Raw genomic sequence first — 23,154 nt, forward strand, 5'->3', positions numbered from 1 at the left:
AGCCCAGCTTGAATTAGTCGACCCTGCGAAACCCCTCACGGCATTCAGATGGCCCCAGAGGCCTCCTGATGAAACCGGAGCACCTCCAGGTGACGGCAAAGGGATTGTAGGGCCTCCCAGGCGTTGCTGGTGAGCAGGTACAAAAGGGCCCTGAGTCGGGCCAGGATCTTCCGCATGTTGTGCCCGGCCCCGCAGAGGATCGCGTTGATCGCGTCCCCTGCCATGCCCTTGAGGAAGTTCCGTCCCAGCAACCCATCCGCTTTCATGTGCCCGATCTCCGGCTCCACAGCGGATCGCCGTCGTAGGTGGCGTTTGAGGGTGTAGCCAAGCTTCCGGGTGCCGCTGATCAGGACCCGGCTTCGTTCCTCGGGAACTCCATGCCCCTTGTATCCTCGGTCAACGAAGGTGTGGGCCGGAACCTTGCCTGTGAGCCGCTCGACCTGGTCGAGTTGACCTTCCAAGGTGTGGCCATCGTAGGGGTTGTCCGGGCAGGTCTGAATGCCGACGACGAAGCCTTCCTTGTGCGTGACGGCAAGGCTGACCTTCACCCCGAACTCGTAGGGGCGGTGGGCCTTCCCTTTGGCGATGCACTCCACCTCGGGTGCATGCAGGCTGTAGATCTTGCCCTTGGTGAGCCGGGTCTGACCGAGAATGAGCTCCGCCAGAATCATGGTCCGCTTGTTGCGGTCGAAGGCGACATCGGACATCTTCCGCTCGACATCGCGCATCACCCGGCCGGCCATGGTCTTCAGGCTCTTCAGGACCTTCTTGGCGCGCTTGAATTGCCTGGCCTTGGAATGGCCGCCGTGCTTGCGGAAGGCCCGGTCCATCATCCGGCGGTAGCTCTGGCGCAGGACCAGACCTTCGTCCTTGGCCACGCGGAGCATGGCTGCATGAACCTTGCGGTAGAGGCGCGCGTCGGTGGGGTGCTGCACATTCTTCGGCTGGACGGTGGTGTCCACGATGACCTTGTCGAAGCTCGTCTCGGTGATGGTCCGGGTGGCCTTGCCCGCCTCGATCGTGATCTGGAGCAGCTTCTCCACGCCCTTCTCGCCGATCCGCTGCCGCCAGCGGGTCATCTGGGTCGGATGAACGGGCAAGTCATGGCGGAAGAACTCCTCGCCGCAGAAGAACTGCCAGTAGGGGTTCTCAACCCAGCGGGCAACGGTCAGCTCGTCGGAGAGGTTGAAGGTGTGCTTGAGGAGTTGGAGGCCGGCCATGAGCCGGGTGGGGACCGCCGGTCTGCCGTTGTTGGGGCAGTACATGGGCCGGAATTCAGCGGCGATTGCATCCCAATCGATGGCCGCGGCAAGGCGGACCAGCTCGTGGTTCATGTCCAGGGCCAGGTCCAGGCGCATGGTTCCCATCAGGGGGCGTTCGTGGGTGGTTGCCTTGGGCTTGGGCTTCGTCGGTACACCGGAATCCGGGGGGTCGCCCCCTACTATCTTGTGTACCTCATACTTGAAATGTTTCATCAAGTTACTGATTTATTTGCTGGTTGTACGTAATGCAGGGCCGACTCTTTAATATCTCCCGCCGCCTGCCTAAGAGGAAACATCTCCCCCGGGGAGTCGGAGCGAGTTCAAGCCACTGGAGTTAACTGGACCTCGTAGCCCAGGGCTTTGAGCCGTCGGACGAGGTTTGCCCTGGCCTTGTTGGAATCCAAGCGATCGTAGTAGTCCCCCCCGAGATCTGTATAGGGGACCTCCCGCTTGAGGATGAAGTAGGCCGCCCGAAGCATGTCCGCAGCGATGGCGACGATCGCCTTCTTGGATCCCCGTCTGGCCTTGAGGCGATTGAACCGGGCGCGTAGGTAGGAATCCTTGACCTTGATGGCTGGCCAGGCGCATTGGACAAGCATTTCCTTGAGCCACGGTGCGCCTTTCCGGATGCGGGTGCTTTTTCGTTTGCCGGCGCTCTCGTGCATCTGGGGGCAGAATCCTGCCCAGGAGACCAGATGGCCTACCGTTGGGAAACGCGTCATGTCTGATCCGATCTCCGCCAGGATGGTCCGGGCGGCAATGAGGCCGATTCCAGGGATGGTGCATAGAAGACGCACCTGTTCAGCCTGAGGCTTGAGGTGCTCCTCCAGGCGACCCTCGACCTGGGCAATGGAGCCCTCGATCGCCTCAATCTGAGCCAAGTGGATGCCAATCGGGAACCGATGGTGGGACCGGATGTGGCCGCCCAGGGCCTCCTGAAGCTCCGGTATTTTCTTTCGGGCCGTCCTCAGGGCAAGGTTTGCCAGGATCTCCGGGGACTGCTCACCGCCCACGATGGCCTTGAGAATGCGTTTGCCACTGGCTCCGAGAACATCCGTGAGAACCCCTGAGAGCTTGATGTCGGCATCCTCGAGGACCTTTTGGATGCGCAACGCATGGCGGGCCACCTCGCGGGTCAGTTGCTTGTGGGTTCGGGTCAGGTCTCGCAACTCCTGGGTGGCCCTGGGTGGGACGAAGCTTGCCTGGATCAAGCCGTGGGCGAGGAGGTCCGCCAGCCATTGGGCATCGTTGACATCGCTTTTCCTCCCCGGCACCTGCTTGACGTGCTTGGGATTGGCAAGGATCAACTCGAAAGAGTCCTCGAGGGCGTGCCAGACGGGCTTCCAGTACACGCCGGTCGCCTCCATCACGACATGGGTAATGCCAGCTTCCTCAAGCCAGTCACGGAGGCGCATCAGTTCCCGGACCGACGCTCCAAAACTCCGGACCTCTGAGGTGGCTCCCGACGAACCGACCACCCGGCGGCATGCCACCACCAGTTCCTTGCCTAGATCCAGCCCGGCACAGCGGGCATGCAGGACTTCCACGTCCGACCTCCTTTGAAAAGGCGCCGGCGTGGGACCCTGGTGTCCGAAATCTAAGAGGCGCGCTCCAGGGCCAAGACCGCCCAGGGCAGCAGAATAGGGTGCGCAAAGGGTCCCCGGTCCAGCTAGACAACGGGCTTGTCCGCACCATAGGCAAACCGACCTCCGTACCGGCGCCCCTCATGGATGCGTGTTTCGTCCGAGAGGGTGCAGCGAAGCGGGGTGGGAGTTAGACATAGCCGCCCAAGGTAGCTGCGCTGGGCTGGAAAGTCGCCTCAGGGGGTCTCCCGGGCTACAATGGTCCCACGATCTTTGAAAAGCCTTGTCCCATAAGGGATTCCCGCCCGCTGGCGACCACCGAGGCATCAGAGCGCAGATTCCGAGCAGACCGATCCGTCGGGGCTCATCTATATCCAGGCGAGGTTCTATCTCCCGATGTATGGAAGATTCGCGAGCCCGGATCCGGCGAGGGATCAGCATTTCGAGGAAACGCAGAGCTGGAACATATACAGCTACACTCAAAATCAGCCAACAATGCGCATCGATCCAGATGGGCAGGTTTGGAACTATGTCATTGGTGCTGCAATAGGCGCGGTTGCAGATGCGGGAACCCAATTCGTAATTGGCTACATGCAAACGGGCAATGCGATGCAGGCAGTCAAGAACATTAACCTTACCCAGGTCGCAATCAGTGCGGTTGAGGGGGCAGCCACCTCGGGCGCATCAGCAATAAAGGGGACCCTTGAGCGCATTGCCGTCAAGTCGGCAATCGCAGTTGTATCGAGCGCAACGAAAACTGCGGTTGATCCCAATGCAGCCCAGTATTCAGTCCAACAAGGGGTAACGGATGCAGTAGTAAGTGGGGTAGGCGGGCATCTCGTTGAAGCTGGGTTGAATAAGGTTTCGCAGCTTACGGTAGGGGGGCAAAGGCCGTGAGAGCGGGGCAGCTGACTGCTGCAGCAAAGAAGAGCACAAGTTTTGCTGGTGCATCGCGCAGACTGAACGCTGCCGCGAAACTGACGAACGAGGTTTCAAAGATTGAGGCGACAAACGCAACCAAGGCTGCTGGGCAGATGGTCGTAAACACTGCCAATCACCGAGCCAACAAAGAACTTAAGGCGGGACAGTGAAATGACTGAAATTAGCCAAAAAGAACGACTCATTCTTGCCTGCTTGTTGTCACTGGTATTGCCGGTAGGCGTATGGGTTCTGACCAAAAGACCGACGGGGTATCGAGTATCTGTTTTTTCTGGGGTAGCTCTAATTGGCTTGTTTTACCCACTCGGACCCCAAGCTCTAAAGGGTGGAGAAAGGCATCGTCGGGCGTTCTGGATTTACCTTTTCCAAGTGCTCTCAGCAATTGCCTTTCTTACTTTCGCTTGGCTGAACAGATCGACGCATAATGCCTGATCCATATCAGGCACGCTTTTGCCTTCCCATGTATGGACGGTTCGCGAGCCCGGATCCGGCGCAGGATCAACACTTTGAAGACACGCAATCGTGGAACATCGGCGCGATGGCCTTCTTGGATGGGCTCCCCTCCAAGATGCCCTCCTTTGGCGTTGAACTGACGTCTCAACTGGCCCTGTTTTCCGGGGATGGGTCACCATCCAGACGGAGTGTCCAGGGGGGCAACGTACAAACCTTCCCACACCCACAGGCTTCGCCTGGAAAACGCTGCCGCGTTTTCCACACCGCCCCGGCCAAAGGCCCATCATCAGCAGCATTTCATTGAAATTTGGTCATACGGGTACGGCGGCGCTTCGCTGGCCGCTCTTGCTACACCACTTGACGGGACTCGGGCCAAGCGCGGCAGCTGCCACATCTGGCGGCACACCATGGCGACACTTATGCTGGAGAACGGGGCGGACATCCGGTTCATCCAGGGGATGCTGAGCCACGCCTGTCTGACGACGGCCCAGATCTACACCCAGGTGAGCATCCGCCAGTTGAAGGCCATCCACGCGGTCACCCACCCCGGGAAGCTGCCGGAGTCGGTGAAGCGGAGGCTGGAGGAGGACCCGGAGCCTACCGTCGAGGACCTGCTGGCGCAGTTGGAGCTCGAGGCCGAGGAGGATCCGGAGGACTGAACGGGGGCGGGGCAGCCAGGGAGGCCGGGCGGAATGGGCCGGCCTCTCTGCTTGTGCTTCCTTCTTTAGCCGCCCAAGGACGCTGAAGTGCGCTGGAAAGTCGGGTCAGGGGGTCTCCCGGGCTACAATGGTCCCACGATCTTTGAAAATCCTTGTCCCATAAGGAATTCTCTCCCGCTGGCGACCACCGAGGCATCAGAGCGCTGATGCCGAGCAGACCGATCCGTCGGGGCTCATCTATATGCAGGCGCGGTTCTATCTGCCCATGTGGGGAAGATTCGCGTCACCAGACCCAGCGAGGGACCAACACTTTGAGCAGACCCAATCCTGGAACATCTACAGTTACGTCCAAAACAACCCCGTCTCCTTCCTTGATCCGGATGGACAAAAACTTGTTCTATCGGGTAATGCCACTGCGGAACTTGATCGGGCAATGGCATATCTAGCTAAAAGCCAAGCTGGGCGGGAAATTGTTAATTACATTAACATGATTAAAAACTCCGATACCATTAACCTTGATTTGAAGGTCGATACGCGGGTTTATTATACAAATAGCGCAGGTGACGAAATTCAATGGAATCCGCAAATAGGCACTGCGGTGATTGATAACCCGAATGACAGGACGTCAGAAACCGGAGAGGTGCAATCCCCCGCCCTCGCCCTTGCGCATGAGATCATTCACAAAATGGAAAAGGACCGAGTAGGCGAGAAAGGAATAGATCGAAGCGCGGCCCCTCCTTACGACAACAAGGAGGAAAGACGGGCTGTTGAGAAAGAAAATAAAATTGCCAAACAGCTGGGGGAGCCATCAAGAAAGAATTCGACTGGAAATGATGTAAAAGTAAAGGATAGTACAAGCAGGAATCCTGTCGAACCCACAGTCCAAAAGAGGTTAGAGGAAGCCAGGCGAAAGGGGCAAAGATGAGATTTCCGCGCTGCTTATTTTTTTTGTGTTGCAGCATCTATTCTTTTGCTGGAACCGATGGAATATGTATCAGAGGGCTAAATCCTCTGGTTAACACACAGGTGAGTCTTTCTCAAGACATTGCTGTCGGATCAGGCAGAGAGGAGTGTTTGTCGGCTCGCAAGGACGCTGAATTGTTATGTGGCTTGCTTTTTATGACAGTGGCAAAATCTCAAAAGGCCAATACCAGGCTTCCAAAAAATTACAGACTAAAGGTGGAAATTCAAATTGATGAAGTAGCGTTTGCTTTTTGGATTCACGCCGGTGCAACTAGTGTCGAATACCGCGATAAGCAATATGCCATAGATCGGAATTCACAATCTATGATCCTTGATGTCTTTCGGGGCATGTTTCCCGACTTGTTTATCGGAAACCAATTTCGCCCTCGAATAAAAGAGGAAAGAGGAAATGTCAATCAGCGTGGCAATCTCGTATTGCCGTAGCTAAATGAATCTTGGCAAAGGGTTCGCCAACTACGAGCAGACCGATCCGTCGGGGCTCATCTACATGCAGGCGCGGTTCTATCTCCCGATGTATGGAAGATTCGCGAGCCCGGATCCGGCGAGGGACCAGCACTTCGAAGATACTCAGAGTTGGAACATCTACAGTTACGTTCGGAACAATCCCGTAATGCTTTTTGATGCAACGGGTCAATTCGCACGAATTGCAATAAATGGCAATAATATGGTTGTAACCATCCCTGTTTCCTATGCTGGCGCCGTAACGGCTGATCGCATTATGGCCTTCACCCAGGGGGTCGAAAGGTTGAGCCAAAAAGTTGGTGATATAAATGTCACTTTCCGAGTCGACACAGCAGCTGATGCTAAGGGTGGAACTACTAACATTGTAAATTTTATCGACAAGGAAGGTGTTTCTGCTGTCGAACCACGGGGTGGACAAATGGTCGCCAACATATTCTGTGGCTCCGAACCTAGTAATGAATCTTTGTCGGAAACATCAGGGCATGAAGGTTTGCATTTCGCTGGTGCACTGGATGCATACAAAATTGTTGATGGAATTATTGTACCCAACAGTGAATCTGGCGGTAAAGACCGACTTGGGAACACAGACAACCGTGGCAAGAACGACGTCATGTTTGATCCTAAGAAGGGGAGGGTGAGCCCAACTGATCTCAAACAAATGGTCAATTCCGCTACCCAGAAGCTGTTCAAGAAAGAAAACCCAAACGGCCTTTCCGTTCCCGAAAATGAAATTAAAAGGAAGAACGATGAGAAGAAATAGTCTTAATTTGTTAGCAACATTGGTGTGTCAATGTCTAGTAGCTAATGGGCAGCCTTCGAGTGTTCTAAGGGGCGTGGGTGTTGAAATTCGCATCGCCGGAAATTTTAAACTTCGAAAGATCCAAAAGCAGCATGGTGAAGCTTTTCTGTTTGAGCTTATTATGCCTAAGGGTTCGAGGATTGGTCAGGGTTGTATCGCCAATTACATAGACGATCCAGCGCCTCAAAACCGGCAATTGGGTAATTACAACAAGAATGGAATTCAATGGGTCTACGTCGTGAGAGGTCGAAAGGTATCTTTCGTAGGGCGGTTTGAGGGAACGCCCGGCGGGCCAGCGATATCGTTGGGCTTAGAAGCCTCGGAATATGGGGGAAACCCAAGATCCTTCCTGGATCTATTGGACATTAAAAGGATCGACTGAGTGAGGGTGGAGATGTACTTGGGCCTATGTCGCATGTGCCCAATCTTGCGCCAACCGGCTCCCCCTCCCCGGGACCGCGCCTCCGCTGCGCTGCGGCACGGCGGCGTCGCCTGCGGCTCCTTGGGCTTCGCCGCCTTGCATGAAGGCGCCCGTGAGGTGCCCCGTCCCACGCGGTCGTGCAGAGGGTAGGCGGATGCCTCGGACGGCGCCGGCATTGAGGGCCCAGCGCGTGTCCCTCCAGGGTGCCGTTCATCATCATTGGCCATCCGCGGCGGTCGGCAGGCGGCGCATTCGCGATAATGCGCATTATCGCGAATGGTTTTGCTGAACCCCTCATCGGCTCCGCCGCTGAGCGCTTAATAAAACTCCCGCCGCCTGCCTGGACATAACGGGTACGCTATGTCTCCCGCCGCGGATGGCCGGCTCCGTTGGGGGTGGCGGTATCCAGGGCGGCGCTGGGCGACAGCGGCCCAGCGCTGCATCTCCAGTGCGCCGTCCGGCTCTCCCTCGCCAGGGTTCGGATTGACGCATGCGGCCATCCCACTGCGCTGCAGCATGCCCCTGGCTGCGAGGGCGCCCGTGGGAGGCGCCGCCCCACCCCGGCGTCAGGGACCGCAGGAACCAGGCGTCTCGGCGCCCGGCCCATGCCCCTGGCCGGGGGGTGGTGGGCCGGGACGGGCGCAGCGGAGGATCCACGGGGGCTCTGGCCGCCCCGTGGGCCTGCGCGGGGAGGGACCCGGGTCGAACCACGCAGCAGGCGGCAACTTTCGGCGGGCAGAACCCTGGTGCATGCGGGAGAAGCGGCCTCCCAACCCCCAGCGTCCAAGTTGGAGCTGCATGCTGTCTAGCTTCTAAAGAAGGAAGGGCGTGAGGCAGGCCGTGTTGACCGATGGATTCCGAATCCATGGGTTCAAGGCCACATCTCTTTGTGTCTCCCTCCAGGCATGTATAGAAAAGCGAAAAACCTATGCATAATTCCCGGGTATCGGGCGACATCCGAAACTGACCCACTTGCGACACGAATTCTGACCCACCCCCCCGAAAGGAGGAGGGCATGGAGTTCGAACCGCGGGACGCTGGTCTCCATAAGCCGGAGGCCAGAATGCTCGGAGACGGTGCAGTGGCCCAAATATTTGCTTTGCAGAACTTGGGCTGGTCGATCCGAAAGATCGCCCGGGAGGTCGGCCTCTCTCGGAATACGGTCCGGGACTGGCTTCGTGGAGGGCCGGACAGAAGCTATGGAAACGGCTCCCGGGCCGGCCTCCTGGACAGGTATTACTTCTGGATCCAGAACCAGTTCAACGCAGGGGTCCGGAATGCCGATGTCCTTCGCCAGGAACTGGAGGCCATCGGAGTCTCCGTGAGCCTGCGGACCGTCGAGAGGGCCCTCCGCCCCTTCCGGCAGAGCTACGAGAGGGCTGAGCAGGCCACGGTCCGGTTCGAGACCCCGCCAGGCAAGCAGATGCAGGTGGACTTCGGGGAGAAGTGGCTGCAGATCGGCGGAGTCCGGCAGAAGCGCTACGTGTTCGTGGCGACCCTCGGCTACAGCCGGCGGTGCTATATCGAGATCTCCGGGAGCCTCCGCCAGCGGGATTGGATCATGGGCATCGAACGGGCCTTCCAGCACTTCGAGGGCGTCCCGGAGATCCTCCTGACCGACAATGCCAAGCCCCTGGTGGACAGGCGCAAGGGAGGTATCCCCGTCTTCCATCCGGAATTCGACGCCTTCTGCCGTCACTGGGGGACGGTGCCCAGGGCCTGCCAGCCGTTCCGGGCGAAAACGAAAGGCAAGGTGGAACGGAGCGTCGGCTATGCCAAGGGGAATGCCCTTGGGCGCGAGGGCTGGGAATCCGATGAGGCCCTGGATGAGCATCTGGTCTGGTGGATGCTCAACGTGGCCGACACCCGAATCCACGGGACCATCGGCGAGAGGCCGATAGATCGATTTCCGGCGGAGAAGGCGGCCTTGCGCCCGATTGGGAACCATCCCAGCTACCTCCTGGTGCGCCACCTGTCCCGGACGGTGGCTGCGGATGGCCGGATCGATGTGGATACCAACCGCTACAGCGTCCCGCCCCAGTTCATCGGGGCCACCCTGGAGGTGACCGTCGAGGCCGACACCATCCAGGTGTTCTGCCAGGACCAGGTGATCGCGGAGCATCCGGTCCATCCAGGACGCCGCCAAGTCATCGAGGATCCTGGTCACGCCGTCAGCTTCACCAACGGCATCGCCCGGGTGGGCAAACCCAGCGAGATCCGGCGGCCACTCTCCCACTACGCCGCCATCGTGGGAGGTGAGGCATGGTAGATCCCCGGCTCGAACGTCTGGAGCGTCACCTGACCCGGCTGAAGCTGGTCAGCACCCGGGAGCGCCTGGACACCCTCCTGGACCGCGGGGCCCAGAACGAGATGAGTTTCCTGGACTTTCTCGACTTGGTGATCAGGGAGGAAATCGAAAGCAAGGACCAGAAGCGGGCCCGGATGCGGATCCAGATGGCCAAGTTCCCCTTGGACCGGCGCATGGAGGACTACGACTTCAGCCTGCAGCCCAGCCTGGACCGCCGCCTTGTGACGGAACTGGAGACGGGACGCTACGTCGCCAACGCAACGAATGTCCTGCTCCTGGGGCCGCCGGGCGTGGGAAAGACCCATCTGGCCATCGCCTTGGCTCGGAAGGCCATCGAGCAGGGATACAGCGCCAGGTTCATCCACGCCGCGGACCTGGTCCACCAACTGGCGGCGGCCTCGGACCACGGGGCGCTGGATGAGGCCCTGAGGGTATTCGCCCGCCCCCATGTCCTGGTCGTGGACGAGCTCGGCTACCTGCCCATGGAGCGACGGTCCGGGCATCTGTTCTTTCATCTGGTGCGGAAGCGCTACGAGAAGGGCAGCCTGATGATCACCAGCAACCAGCCCGTGGGCTCCTGGGGAGAGATGCTGGGGGACGAGGTGGTCGCGACGGCCATCCTGGACAGGCTCCTGCACCACAGCCATATCGTGACGATCAAGGGAGAGAGCTACCGCCTCAAGGAAAAGCGCCGGGCTGGCGTCGTGCCAGCCAAGGAAGTGGCCGGATGATGGCCGCGCCCGCCGGGATGTCCTGCGCTACGGCCTACGGCCTCCGCTCCGGACACCCCGGCGGCTTCAGTTCCCAACTACCAGGTGGGTCAGTTTTCGTGTCGCCTGGTGGGTCAATTTTGATGTCGCTTGACACCGGGCTCGCTGCCCGGGTATGGATCCCACTTTCGGGCATGGGGGTGGCCCTATTCCCCAAATGGGTATACCTCTCCATGAGGAGGTCCCCCATGATGCTTGTGCCTGATGCTCGTCGTCGCGTAATGCTGCCTGCCAGCTTCAAGGCCGGTCAGCCCGTTAGCATTGAACCCCTCGGAGACGGCACCTACCGTCTCGTGCCGATGGTCGCCATTCCCGAGAATCAGCTTTGGGCGTGGCGCTCTGATGTCCAAGGTTCCGTTGAGAAGTCCCTGTCGGAATACCACGATGGGGATGTCGCCACGCTGGATAGCCAGGGGGGGAGGGAGCTCCTTCGAAAGCTGGAAGGCAAATGAGGGTCGTCTGTCCGCCCAACTTCGTTCGTGAATCCCTGCCCTCCAGCCCGAGCCGCAGAGGCTTCGGGCTGGAGGGACCTTGCGGCTGGTAGGGGGCCCAATGGCCTAAAGGCCGGGCGAGCTGGAATGGCCAAACTGAGGTCAGGTCCTGGGGATGGAGGCGAGGGATTGGGAGCCGAGCGTGGCCGACGACGGCAGGCGCCAGGTCGAGGGCGAAGGCCGGGAATCGGGCCAGGGTCGGCAGGAGCGCGAGGAAGGGGTGGAGGCGGCGAGGGTGGGCAGCCCGAACCGCCGCGGAGAGGCTTGGAGCACGGAGGTGCCGTCTGCGGCTCCAGGGGGCTGGGCAGCGGCTGCGGGAAGGCGCCTGGGGTTCAGCCCAGGCCGAGGACCTGGTCGTTGCGGTCGCGGATGGTGCGGAGGAGGTCGGGGTCCTTGCTGAGGTCGTGGCCGTGGCTGGGGACCATCTGGCGGATGCGGGCCATCCATGCGTCGCTCCTGGCCTGCTCGGGGAAGCAGCGGAGGATCATGCCGACCATCGTGGCGGCGCAGGTGGAGGCGCCGGGGGAGGCGCCCAGGAGGGCCGCGAGGGAACCGTCCGCGGCGGCCACGAGTTCGGTGCCGAACTCGAGCTTGCCGCCCTTCTCGGGGTCGCGCTTGATGATCTGGACGCGCTGGCCGGCGATCTCCAGGTCCCAGTCCTCCATGCGCGCGGTGGGGACGAAGGTGCGGAGGGTGCGGACGCGGTCCTCCGGGCTCTGGAGGACCTGGCCGATGAGGTAGCGGGTGAGGTCCAGGTTGTCCCAGCCGGCGGCGAGCATGGGGCGGACGTTGTGGCCGCGGATGGACGCGAAGAGGTCCAGGTACGACCCCTCCTTCAGGTACTTGGTCGTGAAGCCGGCATAGGGCCCGAAGAGGAGGGCGCGGGAGTCGCCGATGATCCGGGTGTCCAGGTGGGGCACGGACATGGGCGGGGCGCCGATGGTGGCCTTGCCGTAGACCTTGGTGGCGTGGCGCCGGACCAGGTCGGGGTTCTTGCAGACCAGCCATTGGCCGCTCACGGGGAAGCCGCCGTAGCCGAGGCTCTCCTCGATGCCGGTCTTGAGGAGGAGGGGCAGGGCGCCGCCGCCGGCTCCCAGGAACACGAAGCGGGCCGTGACCTCCAGGGAGGAGGCGCCCTCGCGCTCCACGAAGAGGCGCCACCGGCCGTCGGGGTCGCGGCGGATGTCGCGGACCTCGCTGGAGGTGCTCAGCTGGAACCCGGGGAGGGTCTTCAGGTGGGCGAACATGAGGTGGGAGAGGGCCCCGAAGTCCAGGTCGGTGCCGCGGTCCACGCGGGTGGCGGCGAGGGGCTCCCCGTCGTCCCGCCCCTCCATCACCAGGGGCATCCATTCGGCCAGCTGGGCCCGGTCCTCGGTGAGGCGCATGTCCGCGAACATGGGATGGGCCGAGAGGCGCGCATGGCGGGTGCGCAGGAAGCGGGTGTTGGCCTCGCCCCAGACGAAGCTGAGGTGGGGGCAGGGGTTGAGGAAGGCGGAGGGGGCGGGGATGATGCCCCGCTCCACCAGGTGGCTCCAGAACTGGAGGGAGACCTCGAAGGCGCCATTGATGGTCAGCGCCTTGGCGATGTCGACGCTGCCGTCGCCCTTCTCGGGGGTGTAGTTGAGTTCGCAGTTGGCCGCGTGCCCGGTCCCGGCGTTGTTCATGGCCTGGCTGCTCTCCTCGGCGACATCGCCGAGGCGCTCGAAGACCGTGATCCGCATGTCGTCCTGCAGTTCCGCCAGCAGGGTGGCCAGCGTCGCGCTGACGATGCCGCCGCCGACGATGGCGACTTCCACCTGGGTCTGATTGCCGGACACGGGACCTCCTGAGGGATTTCCCTCATTATGCAATCCCTGGGAGGGCTGGCACCTCCGAATTTCGGAGCGGCGGTCTCGTTTTTATGGAATGTTGAGTCTCAGTCCCTGGGGGCGCCGAACACCCGGTTGCGGACGAGGGCCTCGGTGCTCCAGGGGGCCGGGTCGCCTCCCAGCCAGCGGTGGAACCACTCCAGATGGGCGTTGTAGTAGGCGGGCATGGACTTGAGTTTGTCAGGCCAGTGCCCGTCGTTCTTGAAAACCAGAAGACGGCTGGGGACGCCCCGGGTCTGGAGGTCGGTGAAGAAGGCCAGGCTCTGGGTGTAGGGCACGCGGTAGTCGCGCTCGCCGGTGATGACGAGGCAGGGGGTGCTGAAGGCGCCGGCGGCGGCGGCCGGGTTCATGCGGGTATAGGCCTCCCGGGCGGAGGCGGGCGTGCCGCCCAGCTCCCACTCGGGGAACCAGAGCTCCTCGGTGGCCCCGTGCATGGCGGGCAGGTCGTACACGCCCATCATGGCGGCCAGGGCCTTGAAGCGCTTGGAGTGCCCCTCGAGCCACATCATGGCGTAGCCGCCCCAGGACCAGCCCATGGCGCCCATGCGGGAGGCGTCGACGTAGGGCAGGCCCGCCAGGGCGTCGGCCACCTTGTCGATGTCCTCCATGACCTTGCCGTTCCAGTCCTTGCTGATGGCCGCGGTGTAGGCCTGGCCGAAGCCCGTGGAGCCGTGGGGGTTGGGGAAGGCGACCACGTAGCCGGCGCCGGGGTAGACCTGCCAGTCGCCCCGGAAGGTGTCGGCCCACATCATCTGGGGTCCGCCGTGCACGTTCAGGACGAGGGGATACTTGCGGGCGGGGTCGAAGCCGTGGGGCTTGACGATCCACACCTGGACGGGGGTCCCGTCCGCGCCCTTGACCCACATCTCCTCGGCAGGCCGCACGTCCACGTCCCGCATGGCCTCGCCGTTGAGGTCGGTGACGGCGACGGGGGCCTTGGCGCCCACGGTCCAGCGCCACACTTCCGCGGGCCGCCCGATGCTGCTGGCCACGAAGTAGACGGACTTCTGGTCGGGGGCCAGGACGAAGTCCTTGACCGTCCAGCCTTCGAGCATGCGGGTGACGCGGCCCGTGGCCACGTCCACCTTCAGGAGGGGGTTGCGGCCCTTCTCCTGGAGGGTGAACCAGATGGAGGCGCCGTCGGGGGCCCAGCGGAAGGCCTCGACCCAGTTGTCCAGGCCCTCGGTCAGGGCGCGGAAGGCGCCGGTCTTCCGATCGTACAGGCCCAGGCGGAAGCGATCGGACTCGTAGCCGGGGATCCGCTGGAAGGTGTAGGCGAGGTAGCGGCCATCGGGCGAATAGGCGGGAGCGCCGTCGTAGGCGGCGTTGGCCCCCGTGAGGCGCACGGGCTTGCGGTCGCCGTCCAGGCGGATGAGGAACAGGTCGTCGTTGGTGGCGCGGGCGGGATCGGCCACGTCCTTGGCGGTCACGCAGAGCTCCTGGCCGTCGGGGGAGACGGCGAAGGCCTGGCGGAAGTCGGGGTAGTCCACCTTGCCGGAGGTGAGGGCCTCGGGCTTGCCGCCCTCCAGGGACTGGAGGAAGAGGTGGGTGTACTGCCAGTCGCGCCACTCGGCCCAGTGGCGGTACATGAGGGAATCGGCGAGGTGGGCCTGCACGGGACCCTTCTCCAGCCGCTCCGACAGCTCCTGGTTGAGGGCCTCGTCGGCCAGGGCCTCGGGGAACACGGTGGCCTGGAAGACGACGGCCTTGCCGTCCCGGATGAGTTCGGGAGCGGCGACGCCGGGGCCGAAGGACGTGAGGCGGCGGGGCTCGCCGCCGGAGGCGTCCATGGACCAGAGCTGGGTGCCCTCCTCTCGGTTGCTGACGAAGGTGAGGGTGCGCCCGTCCCGGGACCAGGCCGCGCTGCCGTTCCAGCCGCCCGCGTAGGTGATCTGGCGGACGGAACCGGTCCTCAGGTCGGCCATCCAGAGGTGGGTGGCGCGGGTCGATTTGCGGAGGTCCTGGGTGGCCACCTCGAAGACGAGGCGGGTCCCGTCCGGGGAAAGCACCGGATGGGCGGGCTCCCGCAGGCGGTAGAGATCCTCGATGGTGAAGCCCCGCTTGCCGGCGGCGGAGGCGGAGACACAGAGGACAAGGGCAAGGCTGCAGGATCGCACGACCACGGGACACCTCGGCGCGGCCGATCCGAGCGGCCGCATGGGTCCAGCTTCCGGAAAGCCGCCGCCGCGATCAAGGGAAAGGTGGGCGCGGCGCGCTCCGGGGCCCGGGCTTGTGATGCCCGCAACAGGGCGGGGGGCCCATGAACGGCGAACCCCGGCGCGGAGGCCGGGGTTCGGGGGCCGGGGAGGCGCGGCGGTCAGGCCTTGCTGCCCCGGAGGCTGAAGGTCTCGGGGAGCATGCAGAGCCCGATGAGGACCAGCTGGCTGCCGATGAAGGTGAACAGCCAGAAGAAGGCGGCGTCCGTGAAGCCGTAGCTGTGGAGGCCGACGCCCAGCATGTTCACGCCGAACCAGGAAAGGCTCGTGATGATGTTGCCGAAGATGGCCATGGCCATGATGCCCTTCTCCCGCGCGTAGCCGGCCCAGCGCGAATGGAGGATGACGGCGTTCCAGAGCACGATGAGCAGGGCGCCGTTCTCCTTGGGATCCCAGCCCCAGAAGCGGCCCCAGCTCTGGTCGGCCCAGATGCCGCCCAGGACGGTGCCGATGAAGCTGAAGAAGAGCGCGAAGCAGATGATCCCGTAGGTCATGTCCACGAGGACGCGGGTGGTCGCGGGGTCCTGTTCGCGGCTGAAGAGCTTGCGGAGGGTGTAGGCGATGGCGATGGCGCCGGCCAGGAAGGTGGCGCTGTAGCCGATGGTGATGGTCACCACGTGGGTCGCGAGCCAGAAGTTGGAGTCGAGGACGGCGCGCATCATCTCCATGGTGTCCCCCTCCATCGCCAGGTGGTGGGCGATGATCAGGGAGGCGAAGCCCGCGGCCGCCGAGACGGCGGTGGCGAAGCCCTTGCGGTACATCCGCTCGAGGATGATGCCCAGCACCACGGCGCCCCAGCCCACGAAGACGGCGGAGGAGTAGAGGTTGGTGACGGGCGGACGACCCTGCAGGATGACGCGGGAGGCCAGGCCCAGGGTGTGGATGATGGCGGCGCCCCACAGGAAGGAGAAGGCCCCTTCCTGGAAGAATTCACGCCGGCCGAGCCAGGAGAAGAAGATCCCGCCCAGGGCCAGGAGGTAGACGATCATGCCCAGGTAGAAGGGTTCGACCCGGTTGAAGAGGAGCTCGCTGCCGGCCTTGCTGAGGGCGTCGGGGCGGGCGTTGCTCACCAGGTGGGACAGGTCGGCGGTGGCGGCGTTGAAGCTGGCGGCGTCGCCGAGCACGTAGGCGGCGCCGGCCCGGGCGAGGGGCGTCAGGCCGGGGTGCATGCTGCCGGCGGCGGCCTGGTCCAGGGCCTCGCCCACGCTCAGCCACGCGTCGGGGTTCTGGCCGGCCAGGGGGGGCAGGGGCCGGAAGAGGGCCAGTTCGGTGAGGGCCTGGTGGCGGGCGGCCGCCTCGGGGCCCTGGAGGTTGCTGAGCTCCATGTAGAGGCCCGGCGTGTCCATGAGCTGGATGGAATTGCGGAGGCGGTGGTAGCGCTCGAGGCGGTCGTACAGGTTCACCACCGCGCTCTGGAAGCGGGTGCGCTTGATGCCCTCCACCTGGTGGGCGGTCTGGGCCTGGCGGGCGATCTCCTGCAGGTGGGGCGCGATCGTGGCGAAGCTGTAGTAGCGGTCGGAGCTCTGGGCCTTGCCCATGAGGCCGAGGACGTCGGGGTCGTTGATGACGAAGACGGGCTGCTGGTCGGCGACGGCGGGCCGGAACATGACGTCCAGGATCCACTCGTCGGCGCCCACGGTGCGGCCCTCGTGGCGGAGGCTCTGCTTGCCGCGGAGGACGAGGAGGGCGTTGCGGGCCACGGAGTCGAGGGGCTTCACGCGGCCGCCTTCCAGCACGGGCATGCGGGAGAACTTCTCGATCTCCATGCCGCGCACGGGCCGGGGGGGAAGCATGGCGAAGATCGCGGCCGCCAGGGCGAGGACGGCCGGGAGCCATTTGGCGAGGCGGTTCAGGTTCATGCGTTCACCTTCTGTTCCTGGCGGCGCTTCATGGAGCGGCGCAGGGTGAGTCCGAAGTGGATGAGGAGGCCCAAGGTGATGAGGGTGCAGCTGATGTAGGGAATGAGCCAGCCGGGGTTCTGGACGACCTGCAGGATGGAGAGCTTGTCGCCCTTCCCGAAGGAGGCCTGGTAGAAGGCGCGTCCCTCGTAGCGGAGGGGCTGGTTCATGTAGATGAGCACGTCCCGCTCCTCGTTGCGGGAGGGGTTGGAGACGTGGACGAGGCTCGAGAAGTTCTTGGGGATGTTCGTGCCGGGGTAGAGGTCGTGGCTGAACTTCTTGAGGGTGAGGCTGTAGGGCAGGTACCAGCGGCGGTTCTGGACGGCCAGGGTGTAGGTGCGGCCGTCGGCGATGAAGCTCTGGGGCGCGCCGATGCCGTTGGAGGCCAGCCAGGTGCCGTAGCTGCGGCCCCCGGCCAGGGGCTCCACCACGGCGGAGACGAGGTTCACCTCGGTCTCGGTGGCGGCGAGGGGGGCCTCGGCCACCTTGATGCCGGTGCCGACGCCCTGGGTGGCCAGGGGCGCGCCGTCGCCGGGGCCGAGGCGGGTGAGGGTGGAATTGGGGTAGTAGGCCTTGACCCGGACCGTCAGGGGCGTGCCGGGCAGGGGCAGGTCCTTGCCCTGCTTCAGGAGGGATTCGGGGATGCCGTAGGCCTCGGGCCTGGCGGGGTCGGTGACGTCGGTGACGGTCAGTTCGAACTCGCGGGGGCTCTCCAGCCAGTTGACGGTCTGCCCCTCCTCGATGGACATGTTCGTCTCCACCTGGAAGGCGCCCGTGGAGAACTCGCCGGCCACCAGCAGGATGAGGCCGGCGTGAGCGACCCAGATGCCGGCCTTGTGCCAGTTGAAGTCGATGCGCTTGATCAGCGCGGCGGTCAGGTTCAGGACGAGGACCAGGCCCACGAGGGCGCCGCCCGGGAAGACCGGGACGGGGAAGGGGATGCCGGTGAACCAGCGCTTGACCACGAAGGAGCGCATGTAGACGTGCACGGCCCCGAAGGTGCCGAGGTCCGTCTGGGCCAGGGTGCAGAGGAGGACCAGGGCCATGAGGAGGACCATGGACACGATGGTGACCTGCATCGAAGCCAGGCCGTTCCAGAGGCGAAGAAGCTTGTCTTTAATCAAGGTGCAGGCTCTCCAGGTAGCGCATGAAGTCGGGGCGGGCCTTCTCGGCGGCGGGGGCGTCGCCGACCAGCTTCAGGAACCAGGTGTTCCCGTCGGCGGTGGTCAGGGAGCCGACGATCATCCGCGTCGGGGAGGCGCCCTGGCTGGTGAAGTCGAAGACGGCGATGGCGCCGGCCTTGCTCTTCACCGTCCGGCGGGCGCCGGCGAGGGCCTTCTCGTCCAGGGGCTCCAGGCCGATCTGGCCGCGCCACCGGTTCACGTTGGCCAGTTCGCCGCCGGCCATGCCGGGCAGGTTCACCACGGACACTTCGATCTTGCCGGGCCCCGGCGGGTTGAGGGTGGCGAAGCGCATGCCGCCGCCGCCCGTCTCCGTCCAGCCCTTGGGAAGGGCCCACTTGAGGGGATGGGTCGGCGCGGGGGGCGGCGGGACCTCGCCGCCCATGCCGGACGGCATGCCGGCGGGCGGCATGCCCTGGGGCGGGGCGCCCGGGGCCGGGGCCGGGGTCGAACGGCTGACCTGGTCTCTGTTGCAGGCCGCCAGGAGGGCCAGGGCCACCGCTGCGGCGGCCAACGTGGCGCCGGCGCGGAAGCGGGATGTCGGAGTGGGCATGGCGTTCCTCGTCAAAGGGGATAGACCTCGTAATCAACTATACCCGGCTGGGGGATTTCGCCATCGCGGGTCCGGAATGTGTGACGCAGGGCCGGGAGGCGGATCTGAAAAGAGGGGGGTTACCCGGCCTCCCCTCCGCTTTCCGCCCCGGCCCCCGCGGCGAGCGTCGCGGGGACCGGGGCGGGGGGGCGCGCGGAAGGCGCGAACGAACGAATGGCCTACCGGATCAGAGCTTCTCGGCGATCTTCAGGACGGCGTCGCTGAGCTGGACCTTGGCGGTCTTGAGGTTCGTGGTGTTGAGCATGATCTTGGGCCGGCCCCCGTCGTCCACGATGATGACGGCGGCGAAGTTGGCCAGCTCCCGCTTCTCGGTGATGATGAGGCGCCCGAAGGTCTTGAAGTTGCGGGCCTCGGCGGGGCTGTTGGTGTAGACGATGGGGGCGGAGCTGTCGACCACGAGGCCCGCGGCCTCGAGGGGGCCCTTCAGCGACCCGTCGCTGCAGGCGATCTTGTTGGAGCCGCTGGAAGCCACGATCGCCTTGATGATCTTGGCCTGCACCTCGGGGGCCAACTCCGCCCGAAGGGCCAGGGAGGCTAGGGAGATCAGGAAGAGGTGGCGGAGCTTCATGGATGACCTCGGGCTCGGGTTGGAGAGGGAATCGAGCATCAGCCCAGGCACAAGGCCCGGCCGCATCCTGGACGCAAGGGAACATCCCCGGGTGGGGAAGTTCCTCCATTATAGATCCTTGCATCTATTGGGCTACGTCGAAAGCGCGGCTTCTTTTTCCAAGGGGTCCGGGGCTTCAGGCGGCTTGCCGGCTGCCGAGGGCCTTCCAGAAGGCCCAGGCCAGAAGCACCAGGCCGCCGCCCATGAGGGCGTGGGCGAACCCGAAGGCGGCCACCCGCAGGGCGTGGCTGCCGCCCAGGAAGCTGGCGTTCAGGGCGGCGAAGTCCGTGTGGCCGTGGCGGACGCCCAGCACCAGGTGGTAGCCCTTGACCAGCATCAGCAGGGAGGTCAGGCAGACGCCGGGCAGGTAGAGGCGGGTGCCCCAGGCCAGCGCGCGGGGGGGGACGGTCCCCAGGCCGAGGACGCCGGCCAGGTGGAGCATCCAGGTGAAGGCGAGGGGCAGCAGGACGCCCATGACGACCAGGTGGCCATGGACGAGGGCCAGGCTGAGGATGAACTCCAGGTGCGCGCCCGCGGGGACCTCGGCGGTGACCAGGACCTTGCGCCCGGATTCCTGGAAGGAGATGCCGGCCAGCAGGGCGACGATGAGCATGAGGAGGGCGAAGCGGAGGTGGGTGCGGCAGAACTGCCGGTGGGACGCGGACTCGGGCACGGGGTTCTCCAGGCGACCGGCCATCCTCGGCCGGGGGGCTCTGGGCATTCTGGGGGAGAGGCCCCCGCGGGGACAAGGCTCGGCCGTCCCATTTGTGACCTGGAACGTGCCTTTCCCGGGCCGGCGGGCCCTCCGGGTGTGCCATCATGGACCGTGGACCAGAGGCCGCCATGCTAGGGATCTCGCGACAGACCGATTACGCCGTGCGGGTGGTGCTGCATCTGGCCTGCCTGGAAGAGGGGACCCAGGTCTCCATCGCCGAGATCTCGCAGTCGCGCAGCCTGCCCATGCCCTTCGTTCGGCGCCTGATCCGGCCCCTGGTCGCCAAGGGCATCCTGGCCTCGGCCCGCGGCTCCTCGGGGGGTCTGCGCCTGGCCCGCAAGGCCTCCGAGATCTCCCTGCTGGAGGTGGTGCGGGCCATGGAGGGCGAGGTCGCCCTGAACCACTGCGTGGACGGCCACAAGGGCTGCCCCCTGTCGGCGGGCTGCCCCGTCCAGTCCGTGTGGGCCGGCGCCACCCTCGCCCTCGAGCGGCACCTGGACGGCATCCACTTCGGCGCCCTCGCCGAGGGGCCCCACGGCCACATCGTGGCCCACCAGAAGGTGCACGGGGAGGTCCTCCAGGCCTGAGGCGGGACACCGCCGCCGCGCCCGGGCGCGGCCATGCGCCCGGTTGACCGGGCGGCCGTGGCGCGCCCGGATCCACCCGGGGACCGCCGGACCTGGCGCCCTGGGAAACGGGAGAGATTGGGTCTCAGGATCCCGACGGTGGTCCGGAATACAACGGACCCGGAAGTCCTAATTATATCTGGAACTCGTTGAATACAAACAGCTTGCATGAAATGTTACCAAAATCATCACAAATGCGATAAAAGTGTCTTGTGAAATAGCTACGAAATCACGACGATAGTCGCACGCAATCAACGAGGTCCTGGATGAAGTGCTGGTCCCCTTCGGGGCAGATCGACACGCCTTTCGCGGCTTGTGGCCGCGGCGCGAGCGCATCGCGATGGAACTGACCTGGGTCACCATCGCCGCCAGTCTCCTCATGGGGCTGGGCGCCGCCCTGTTCTTCGTCGCGGCGGTCAAGCGCGGCTGGTTCAAGGACATCGAGGACGCGAAGTACCAGGTCTTCTGGTCGGACGCCAAAAGTACAAGGCAATCACCAAGGGAGGCTGCGGATGGCGGTCAATCTCAAGAGAAGTAGCGGCGACGGCGGAACGCGCACCGCCATTTCGCGCCGCAGGGCGCTGGCCTGGATCACCGGCGGCGGGCTGGTGGGCTCGGGCATCCTGAGCGCCGTCTCCAACTTCGTCTTCATCAAGCCGAGGGCCACCTACGGCGCGCCGCAGCGGTTCTCCATCGGCAAGCCCGAGGACTTCCCCCCCGGCACCCGCATCTCCCTCGACACGCGCCGCATCTGCATCGTCCGCGAGGGCAACCGCATCGCGGCCATCTCCACGACCTGCACCCACCTCGGCTGCATCGTGGGCCTGGCCGACACGGGCTTCGCCTGCCCCTGCCACGGGTCCCGCTTCGATCCCGACGGCACCGTCACCGGCGGGCCCGCGCCCAAGCCCCTTCCCTGGTACAAGATCGCGCTGGCCCCCAACGGCGAGATCGAGGTGGACAAGGACATCGAAGTCGCATCCGGGAGCTACCTGACCCTATGAGCCGCGCCAACGCCAACCCCTCCATCGTGACGGCGCTCAAGGAGCTGCCCGGGAACGTGTGGAAGTCGATCTTCCGCAATCCGATCCCGGGCAACGACCTGGAGCGGTCCAGCACCAGCTTCACCAACTTCTTCCTCCACATCCATCCGGTGAAGGTCCACAGGAACTCCCTCCGCCCCGCCTACACGCTGGGCCTGGGGCTGATCTCGTTCTTCCTGTTCATGATCCTGGTGACCACGGGCATCCTGCTGATGTTCTACTACGTGCCCAGCACGGCCCAGGCCTACGACCGGATGCTGGACCTCCGGGGCACGGTGGCCTTCGGCACCATCCTGCGGAACATGCACCGCTGGAGCGCCCACGGCATGGTGGCCTTCGTCTTCCTCCACCTCTGCCGCGTGTTCCTCACGGGCTCGTACAAGAAGCCCCGCGAGTTCAACTGGGTGGTCGGCGTCATCCTGTTCCTGCTCACCCTCTTCATGAGCTTCACCGGCTACCTGCTCCCGTGGGACCAGCTGGCCTTCTGGGCCATCACGGTGGGCACCGCCATCGCGGGCTACGCCCCGGTGGTGGGCAAGGACATCCAGTTCCTGCTGATGGGCGGCTCCACCGTGGGGCAGGAGGCGCTGCTGCGCTTCTACGTGCTCCACGTGGCCGTGCTGCCCGCCGTGCTCACGCTCATGATCGCCATCCACTTCTGGCGCATTCGCAAGGACGGCGGCCTCTCCCGGCCCGCCGACTCGGATCCCACGCCGCCCATGGAGATGATGGCGGCCGGCACGCCGGACCCCAAGCCGGTCCTGCTGGAGCCCCGCCGCACCTACGGGCTGCAGGGCCTGGTGCGCGGTCCGCTCACGAAGGTGGGCAACATCCCCGACAACACGGTCTACAGCTGGCCGCACCTCTTCATGGCCGAGCTCTTCGTGTTCGTCCTGACCCTGTCGGCGGTCCTCGTGCTGGCGCTGCTCTTCAACGCGCCCCTCGAGGAACCGGTGAACGTCATGCATCCCCCCAACCCCGCCAAGGCGCCCTGGTACTTCCTGGGCCTCCAGGAGATGGTCAGCTACTCGGCCTTCTGGGGCGGCATCGGGGTGCCCGGCATCTTCGTCATGCTCCTGCTGGCGACCCCCTACCTGGACCGCGGTCCCAAGGGCGTCGGCAAGTGGTTCAGCCGGGATCGCCTGCTGGCCAACACCATCTTCCTGTCCTTCGTGCTGGCGAATGTGATCTTCGTGATCATCGGCACGTTCTTCCGGGGTCCCAACTGGGCCTTCGTGACGCCCTGGTGAGGTCCA

Annotated in this window: 21 protein-coding genes; 12 read left to right on the forward strand and 9 right to left on the reverse strand. The window is 64.2% G+C overall.

Annotated features, from left to right (window positions below; all coding sequences use genetic code 11):
- Positions 1-44: 44 nt before the first annotated feature.
- On the reverse strand, positions 45-1,367 hold the full coding sequence (locus tag R2J75_RS02275; protein ID WP_316410988.1) for an IS5 family transposase: 1,323 nt from the start codon (positions 1,365-1,367) through the stop codon (positions 45-47).
- Between the two features lie 215 nt (positions 1,368-1,582).
- Positions 1,583-2,809 (reverse strand): IS110 family RNA-guided transposase, encoded by a 1,227-nt coding sequence (locus tag R2J75_RS02280; RefSeq protein WP_316410989.1) that lies wholly within the window; start codon positions 2,807-2,809, stop codon positions 1,583-1,585.
- Positions 2,810-3,142: 333 nt separating this feature from the next.
- Here R2J75_RS02280 and R2J75_RS02285 point away from each other — a divergent pair, with 333 nt between their 5' ends.
- The 8 genes from R2J75_RS02285 (at position 3,143) to R2J75_RS02320 (ending at position 11,092) form a co-directional block, all read left to right on the forward strand.
- Positions 3,143-3,742 carry an RHS repeat-associated core domain-containing protein gene (locus R2J75_RS02285; protein WP_316411596.1) on the forward strand — a complete coding sequence of 200 codons (600 nt, stop codon included), beginning with the start codon at positions 3,143-3,145 and terminating at the stop codon, positions 3,740-3,742.
- A gap of 902 nt (positions 3,743-4,644) precedes the next feature.
- Positions 4,645-4,896 carry a site-specific integrase gene (locus tag R2J75_RS19775; protein WP_394365873.1) on the forward strand — a complete coding sequence of 84 codons (252 nt, stop codon included), beginning with the start codon at positions 4,645-4,647 and terminating at the stop codon, positions 4,894-4,896.
- Between the two features lie 166 nt (positions 4,897-5,062).
- On the forward strand, positions 5,063-5,821 hold the full coding sequence (locus R2J75_RS02295; protein WP_316411597.1) for an RHS repeat-associated core domain-containing protein: 759 nt from the start codon (positions 5,063-5,065) through the stop codon (positions 5,819-5,821).
- Entirely contained in the window at positions 5,818-6,303 is a 486-nt protein-coding gene (locus R2J75_RS02300; protein WP_316410977.1) for a hypothetical protein, read from the forward strand. The genes R2J75_RS02295 and R2J75_RS02300 overlap by 4 nt, the downstream gene beginning before the upstream one ends.
- A 4-nt stretch (positions 6,304-6,307) precedes the next feature.
- Positions 6,308-7,102, forward strand: a complete 795-nt coding sequence (locus R2J75_RS02305; protein ID WP_316410991.1) for an RHS repeat-associated core domain-containing protein — start codon at positions 6,308-6,310, stop codon at positions 7,100-7,102.
- 1,475 nt (positions 7,103-8,577) lie between these two features.
- Entirely contained in the window at positions 8,578-9,831 is a 1,254-nt protein-coding gene (gene istA / locus R2J75_RS02310; protein WP_243336036.1) for an IS21 family transposase, read from the forward strand.
- Positions 9,825-10,601 (forward strand): IS21-like element helper ATPase IstB, encoded by a 777-nt coding sequence (istB, locus tag R2J75_RS02315; protein ID WP_243336033.1) that lies wholly within the window; start codon positions 9,825-9,827, stop codon positions 10,599-10,601. The genes istA and istB overlap by 7 nt, the downstream gene beginning before the upstream one ends.
- A gap of 227 nt (positions 10,602-10,828) precedes the next feature.
- Complete coding sequence (locus tag R2J75_RS02320; protein ID WP_316410992.1) at positions 10,829-11,092, forward strand: hypothetical protein; 264 nt, start codon at positions 10,829-10,831, stop codon at positions 11,090-11,092.
- Positions 11,093-11,463: 371 nt separating this feature from the next.
- Here the strand turns inward: R2J75_RS02320 and mqo are convergent, their stop codons facing one another.
- From mqo to R2J75_RS02355, 7 genes are all read right to left on the reverse strand, one after another.
- Positions 11,464-12,948 (reverse strand): malate dehydrogenase (quinone), encoded by a 1,485-nt coding sequence (gene mqo, locus R2J75_RS02325; protein ID WP_243330699.1) that lies wholly within the window; start codon positions 12,946-12,948, stop codon positions 11,464-11,466.
- Between the two features lie 98 nt (positions 12,949-13,046).
- The gene (locus tag R2J75_RS02330; RefSeq protein ID WP_316410993.1) at positions 13,047-15,122 is read right to left on the reverse strand and encodes a S9 family peptidase; all 2,076 of its coding nucleotides are present in this window, start codon (positions 15,120-15,122) and stop codon (positions 13,047-13,049) included.
- 194 nt (positions 15,123-15,316) lie between these two features.
- On the reverse strand, positions 15,317-17,074 hold the full coding sequence (locus tag R2J75_RS02335; protein WP_243346178.1) for a cytochrome c biogenesis protein: 1,758 nt from the start codon (positions 17,072-17,074) through the stop codon (positions 15,317-15,319).
- Positions 17,071-18,237, reverse strand: coding sequence for a cytochrome c biogenesis protein ResB (locus R2J75_RS02340; RefSeq protein ID WP_243330696.1), 1,167 nt, complete (start codon positions 18,235-18,237; stop codon positions 17,071-17,073). The genes R2J75_RS02335 and R2J75_RS02340 overlap by 4 nt, the downstream gene beginning before the upstream one ends.
- Entirely contained in the window at positions 18,230-18,847 is a 618-nt protein-coding gene (locus tag R2J75_RS02345) for a hypothetical protein (protein ID WP_316410994.1), read from the reverse strand. The genes R2J75_RS02340 and R2J75_RS02345 overlap by 8 nt, the downstream gene beginning before the upstream one ends.
- Before the next feature lie 226 nt (positions 18,848-19,073).
- Positions 19,074-19,475: a hypothetical protein gene (locus R2J75_RS02350; protein WP_243330691.1), complete on the reverse strand. Its 402-nt coding sequence runs from the start codon at positions 19,473-19,475 to the stop codon at positions 19,074-19,076.
- A 175-nt stretch (positions 19,476-19,650) separates the two neighbouring features.
- Positions 19,651-20,187, reverse strand: coding sequence for a hypothetical protein (locus R2J75_RS02355; protein ID WP_243330689.1), 537 nt, complete (start codon positions 20,185-20,187; stop codon positions 19,651-19,653).
- A gap of 170 nt (positions 20,188-20,357) precedes the next feature.
- On the opposite strand from R2J75_RS02355, the gene R2J75_RS02360 reads away from it, so the two are divergent.
- The 4 genes from R2J75_RS02360 to R2J75_RS02375 all read left to right on the forward strand — a co-directional run bounded on the left by R2J75_RS02360 (position 20,358) and on the right by R2J75_RS02375 (position 23,148).
- Entirely contained in the window at positions 20,358-20,816 is a 459-nt protein-coding gene (locus R2J75_RS02360; protein WP_316410995.1) for an RrF2 family transcriptional regulator, read from the forward strand.
- Positions 20,817-21,126: 310 nt separating this feature from the next.
- A complete protein-coding gene (locus R2J75_RS02365; RefSeq protein ID WP_243330678.1) occupies positions 21,127-21,393 on the forward strand; it encodes a hypothetical protein in 267 nt (88 codons plus the stop codon).
- Complete coding sequence (locus R2J75_RS02370; protein WP_243330676.1) at positions 21,368-21,859, forward strand: QcrA and Rieske domain-containing protein; 492 nt, start codon at positions 21,368-21,370, stop codon at positions 21,857-21,859. The genes R2J75_RS02365 and R2J75_RS02370 overlap by 26 nt, the downstream gene beginning before the upstream one ends.
- Positions 21,856-23,148 carry a cytochrome b N-terminal domain-containing protein gene (locus R2J75_RS02375; protein WP_243330675.1) on the forward strand — a complete coding sequence of 431 codons (1,293 nt, stop codon included), beginning with the start codon at positions 21,856-21,858 and terminating at the stop codon, positions 23,146-23,148. Before R2J75_RS02370 ends, R2J75_RS02375 begins: the two co-directional genes overlap by 4 nt.
- Positions 23,149-23,154: the final 6 nt, after the last annotated feature.

Source organism: Mesoterricola sediminis (assembly GCF_030295425.1).
In the GTDB taxonomy this organism is placed as follows: Bacteria; Acidobacteriota; Holophagae; order Holophagales; family Holophagaceae; genus Mesoterricola; species Mesoterricola sediminis.

Excerpts from the sequence above, each read along its gene's own strand:
- R2J75_RS02275 (WP_316410988.1), bottom strand. The coding sequence starts at position 1,367 with ATGGGAACCATGCGCCTGGACCTGGCCCTGGACATGAACCACGAGCTG.
- R2J75_RS02345 (WP_316410994.1), bottom strand. The coding sequence starts at position 18,847 with ATGCCCACTCCGACATCCCGCTTCCGCGCCGGCGCCACGTTGGCCGCC.
- R2J75_RS02375 (WP_243330675.1), top strand. The coding sequence starts at position 21,856 with ATGAGCCGCGCCAACGCCAACCCCTCCATCGTGACGGCGCTCAAGGAG.
- R2J75_RS02370 (WP_243330676.1), top strand. The coding sequence starts at position 21,368 with ATGGCGGTCAATCTCAAGAGAAGTAGCGGCGACGGCGGAACGCGCACC.
- R2J75_RS02300 (WP_316410977.1), top strand. The coding sequence starts at position 5,818 with ATGAGATTTCCGCGCTGCTTATTTTTTTTGTGTTGCAGCATCTATTCT.
- R2J75_RS02360 (WP_316410995.1), top strand. The coding sequence starts at position 20,358 with ATGCTAGGGATCTCGCGACAGACCGATTACGCCGTGCGGGTGGTGCTG.
- R2J75_RS19775 (WP_394365873.1), top strand. The coding sequence starts at position 4,645 with ATGGCGACACTTATGCTGGAGAACGGGGCGGACATCCGGTTCATCCAG.
- istA (WP_243336036.1), top strand. The coding sequence starts at position 8,578 with ATGGAGTTCGAACCGCGGGACGCTGGTCTCCATAAGCCGGAGGCCAGA.
- R2J75_RS02320 (WP_316410992.1), top strand. The coding sequence starts at position 10,829 with ATGATGCTTGTGCCTGATGCTCGTCGTCGCGTAATGCTGCCTGCCAGC.
- R2J75_RS02305 (WP_316410991.1), top strand. The coding sequence starts at position 6,308 with ATGAATCTTGGCAAAGGGTTCGCCAACTACGAGCAGACCGATCCGTCG.
- R2J75_RS02335 (WP_243346178.1), bottom strand. The coding sequence starts at position 17,074 with ATGAACCTGAACCGCCTCGCCAAATGGCTCCCGGCCGTCCTCGCCCTG.
- R2J75_RS02350 (WP_243330691.1), bottom strand. The coding sequence starts at position 19,475 with ATGAAGCTCCGCCACCTCTTCCTGATCTCCCTAGCCTCCCTGGCCCTT.
- istB (WP_243336033.1), top strand. The coding sequence starts at position 9,825 with ATGGTAGATCCCCGGCTCGAACGTCTGGAGCGTCACCTGACCCGGCTG.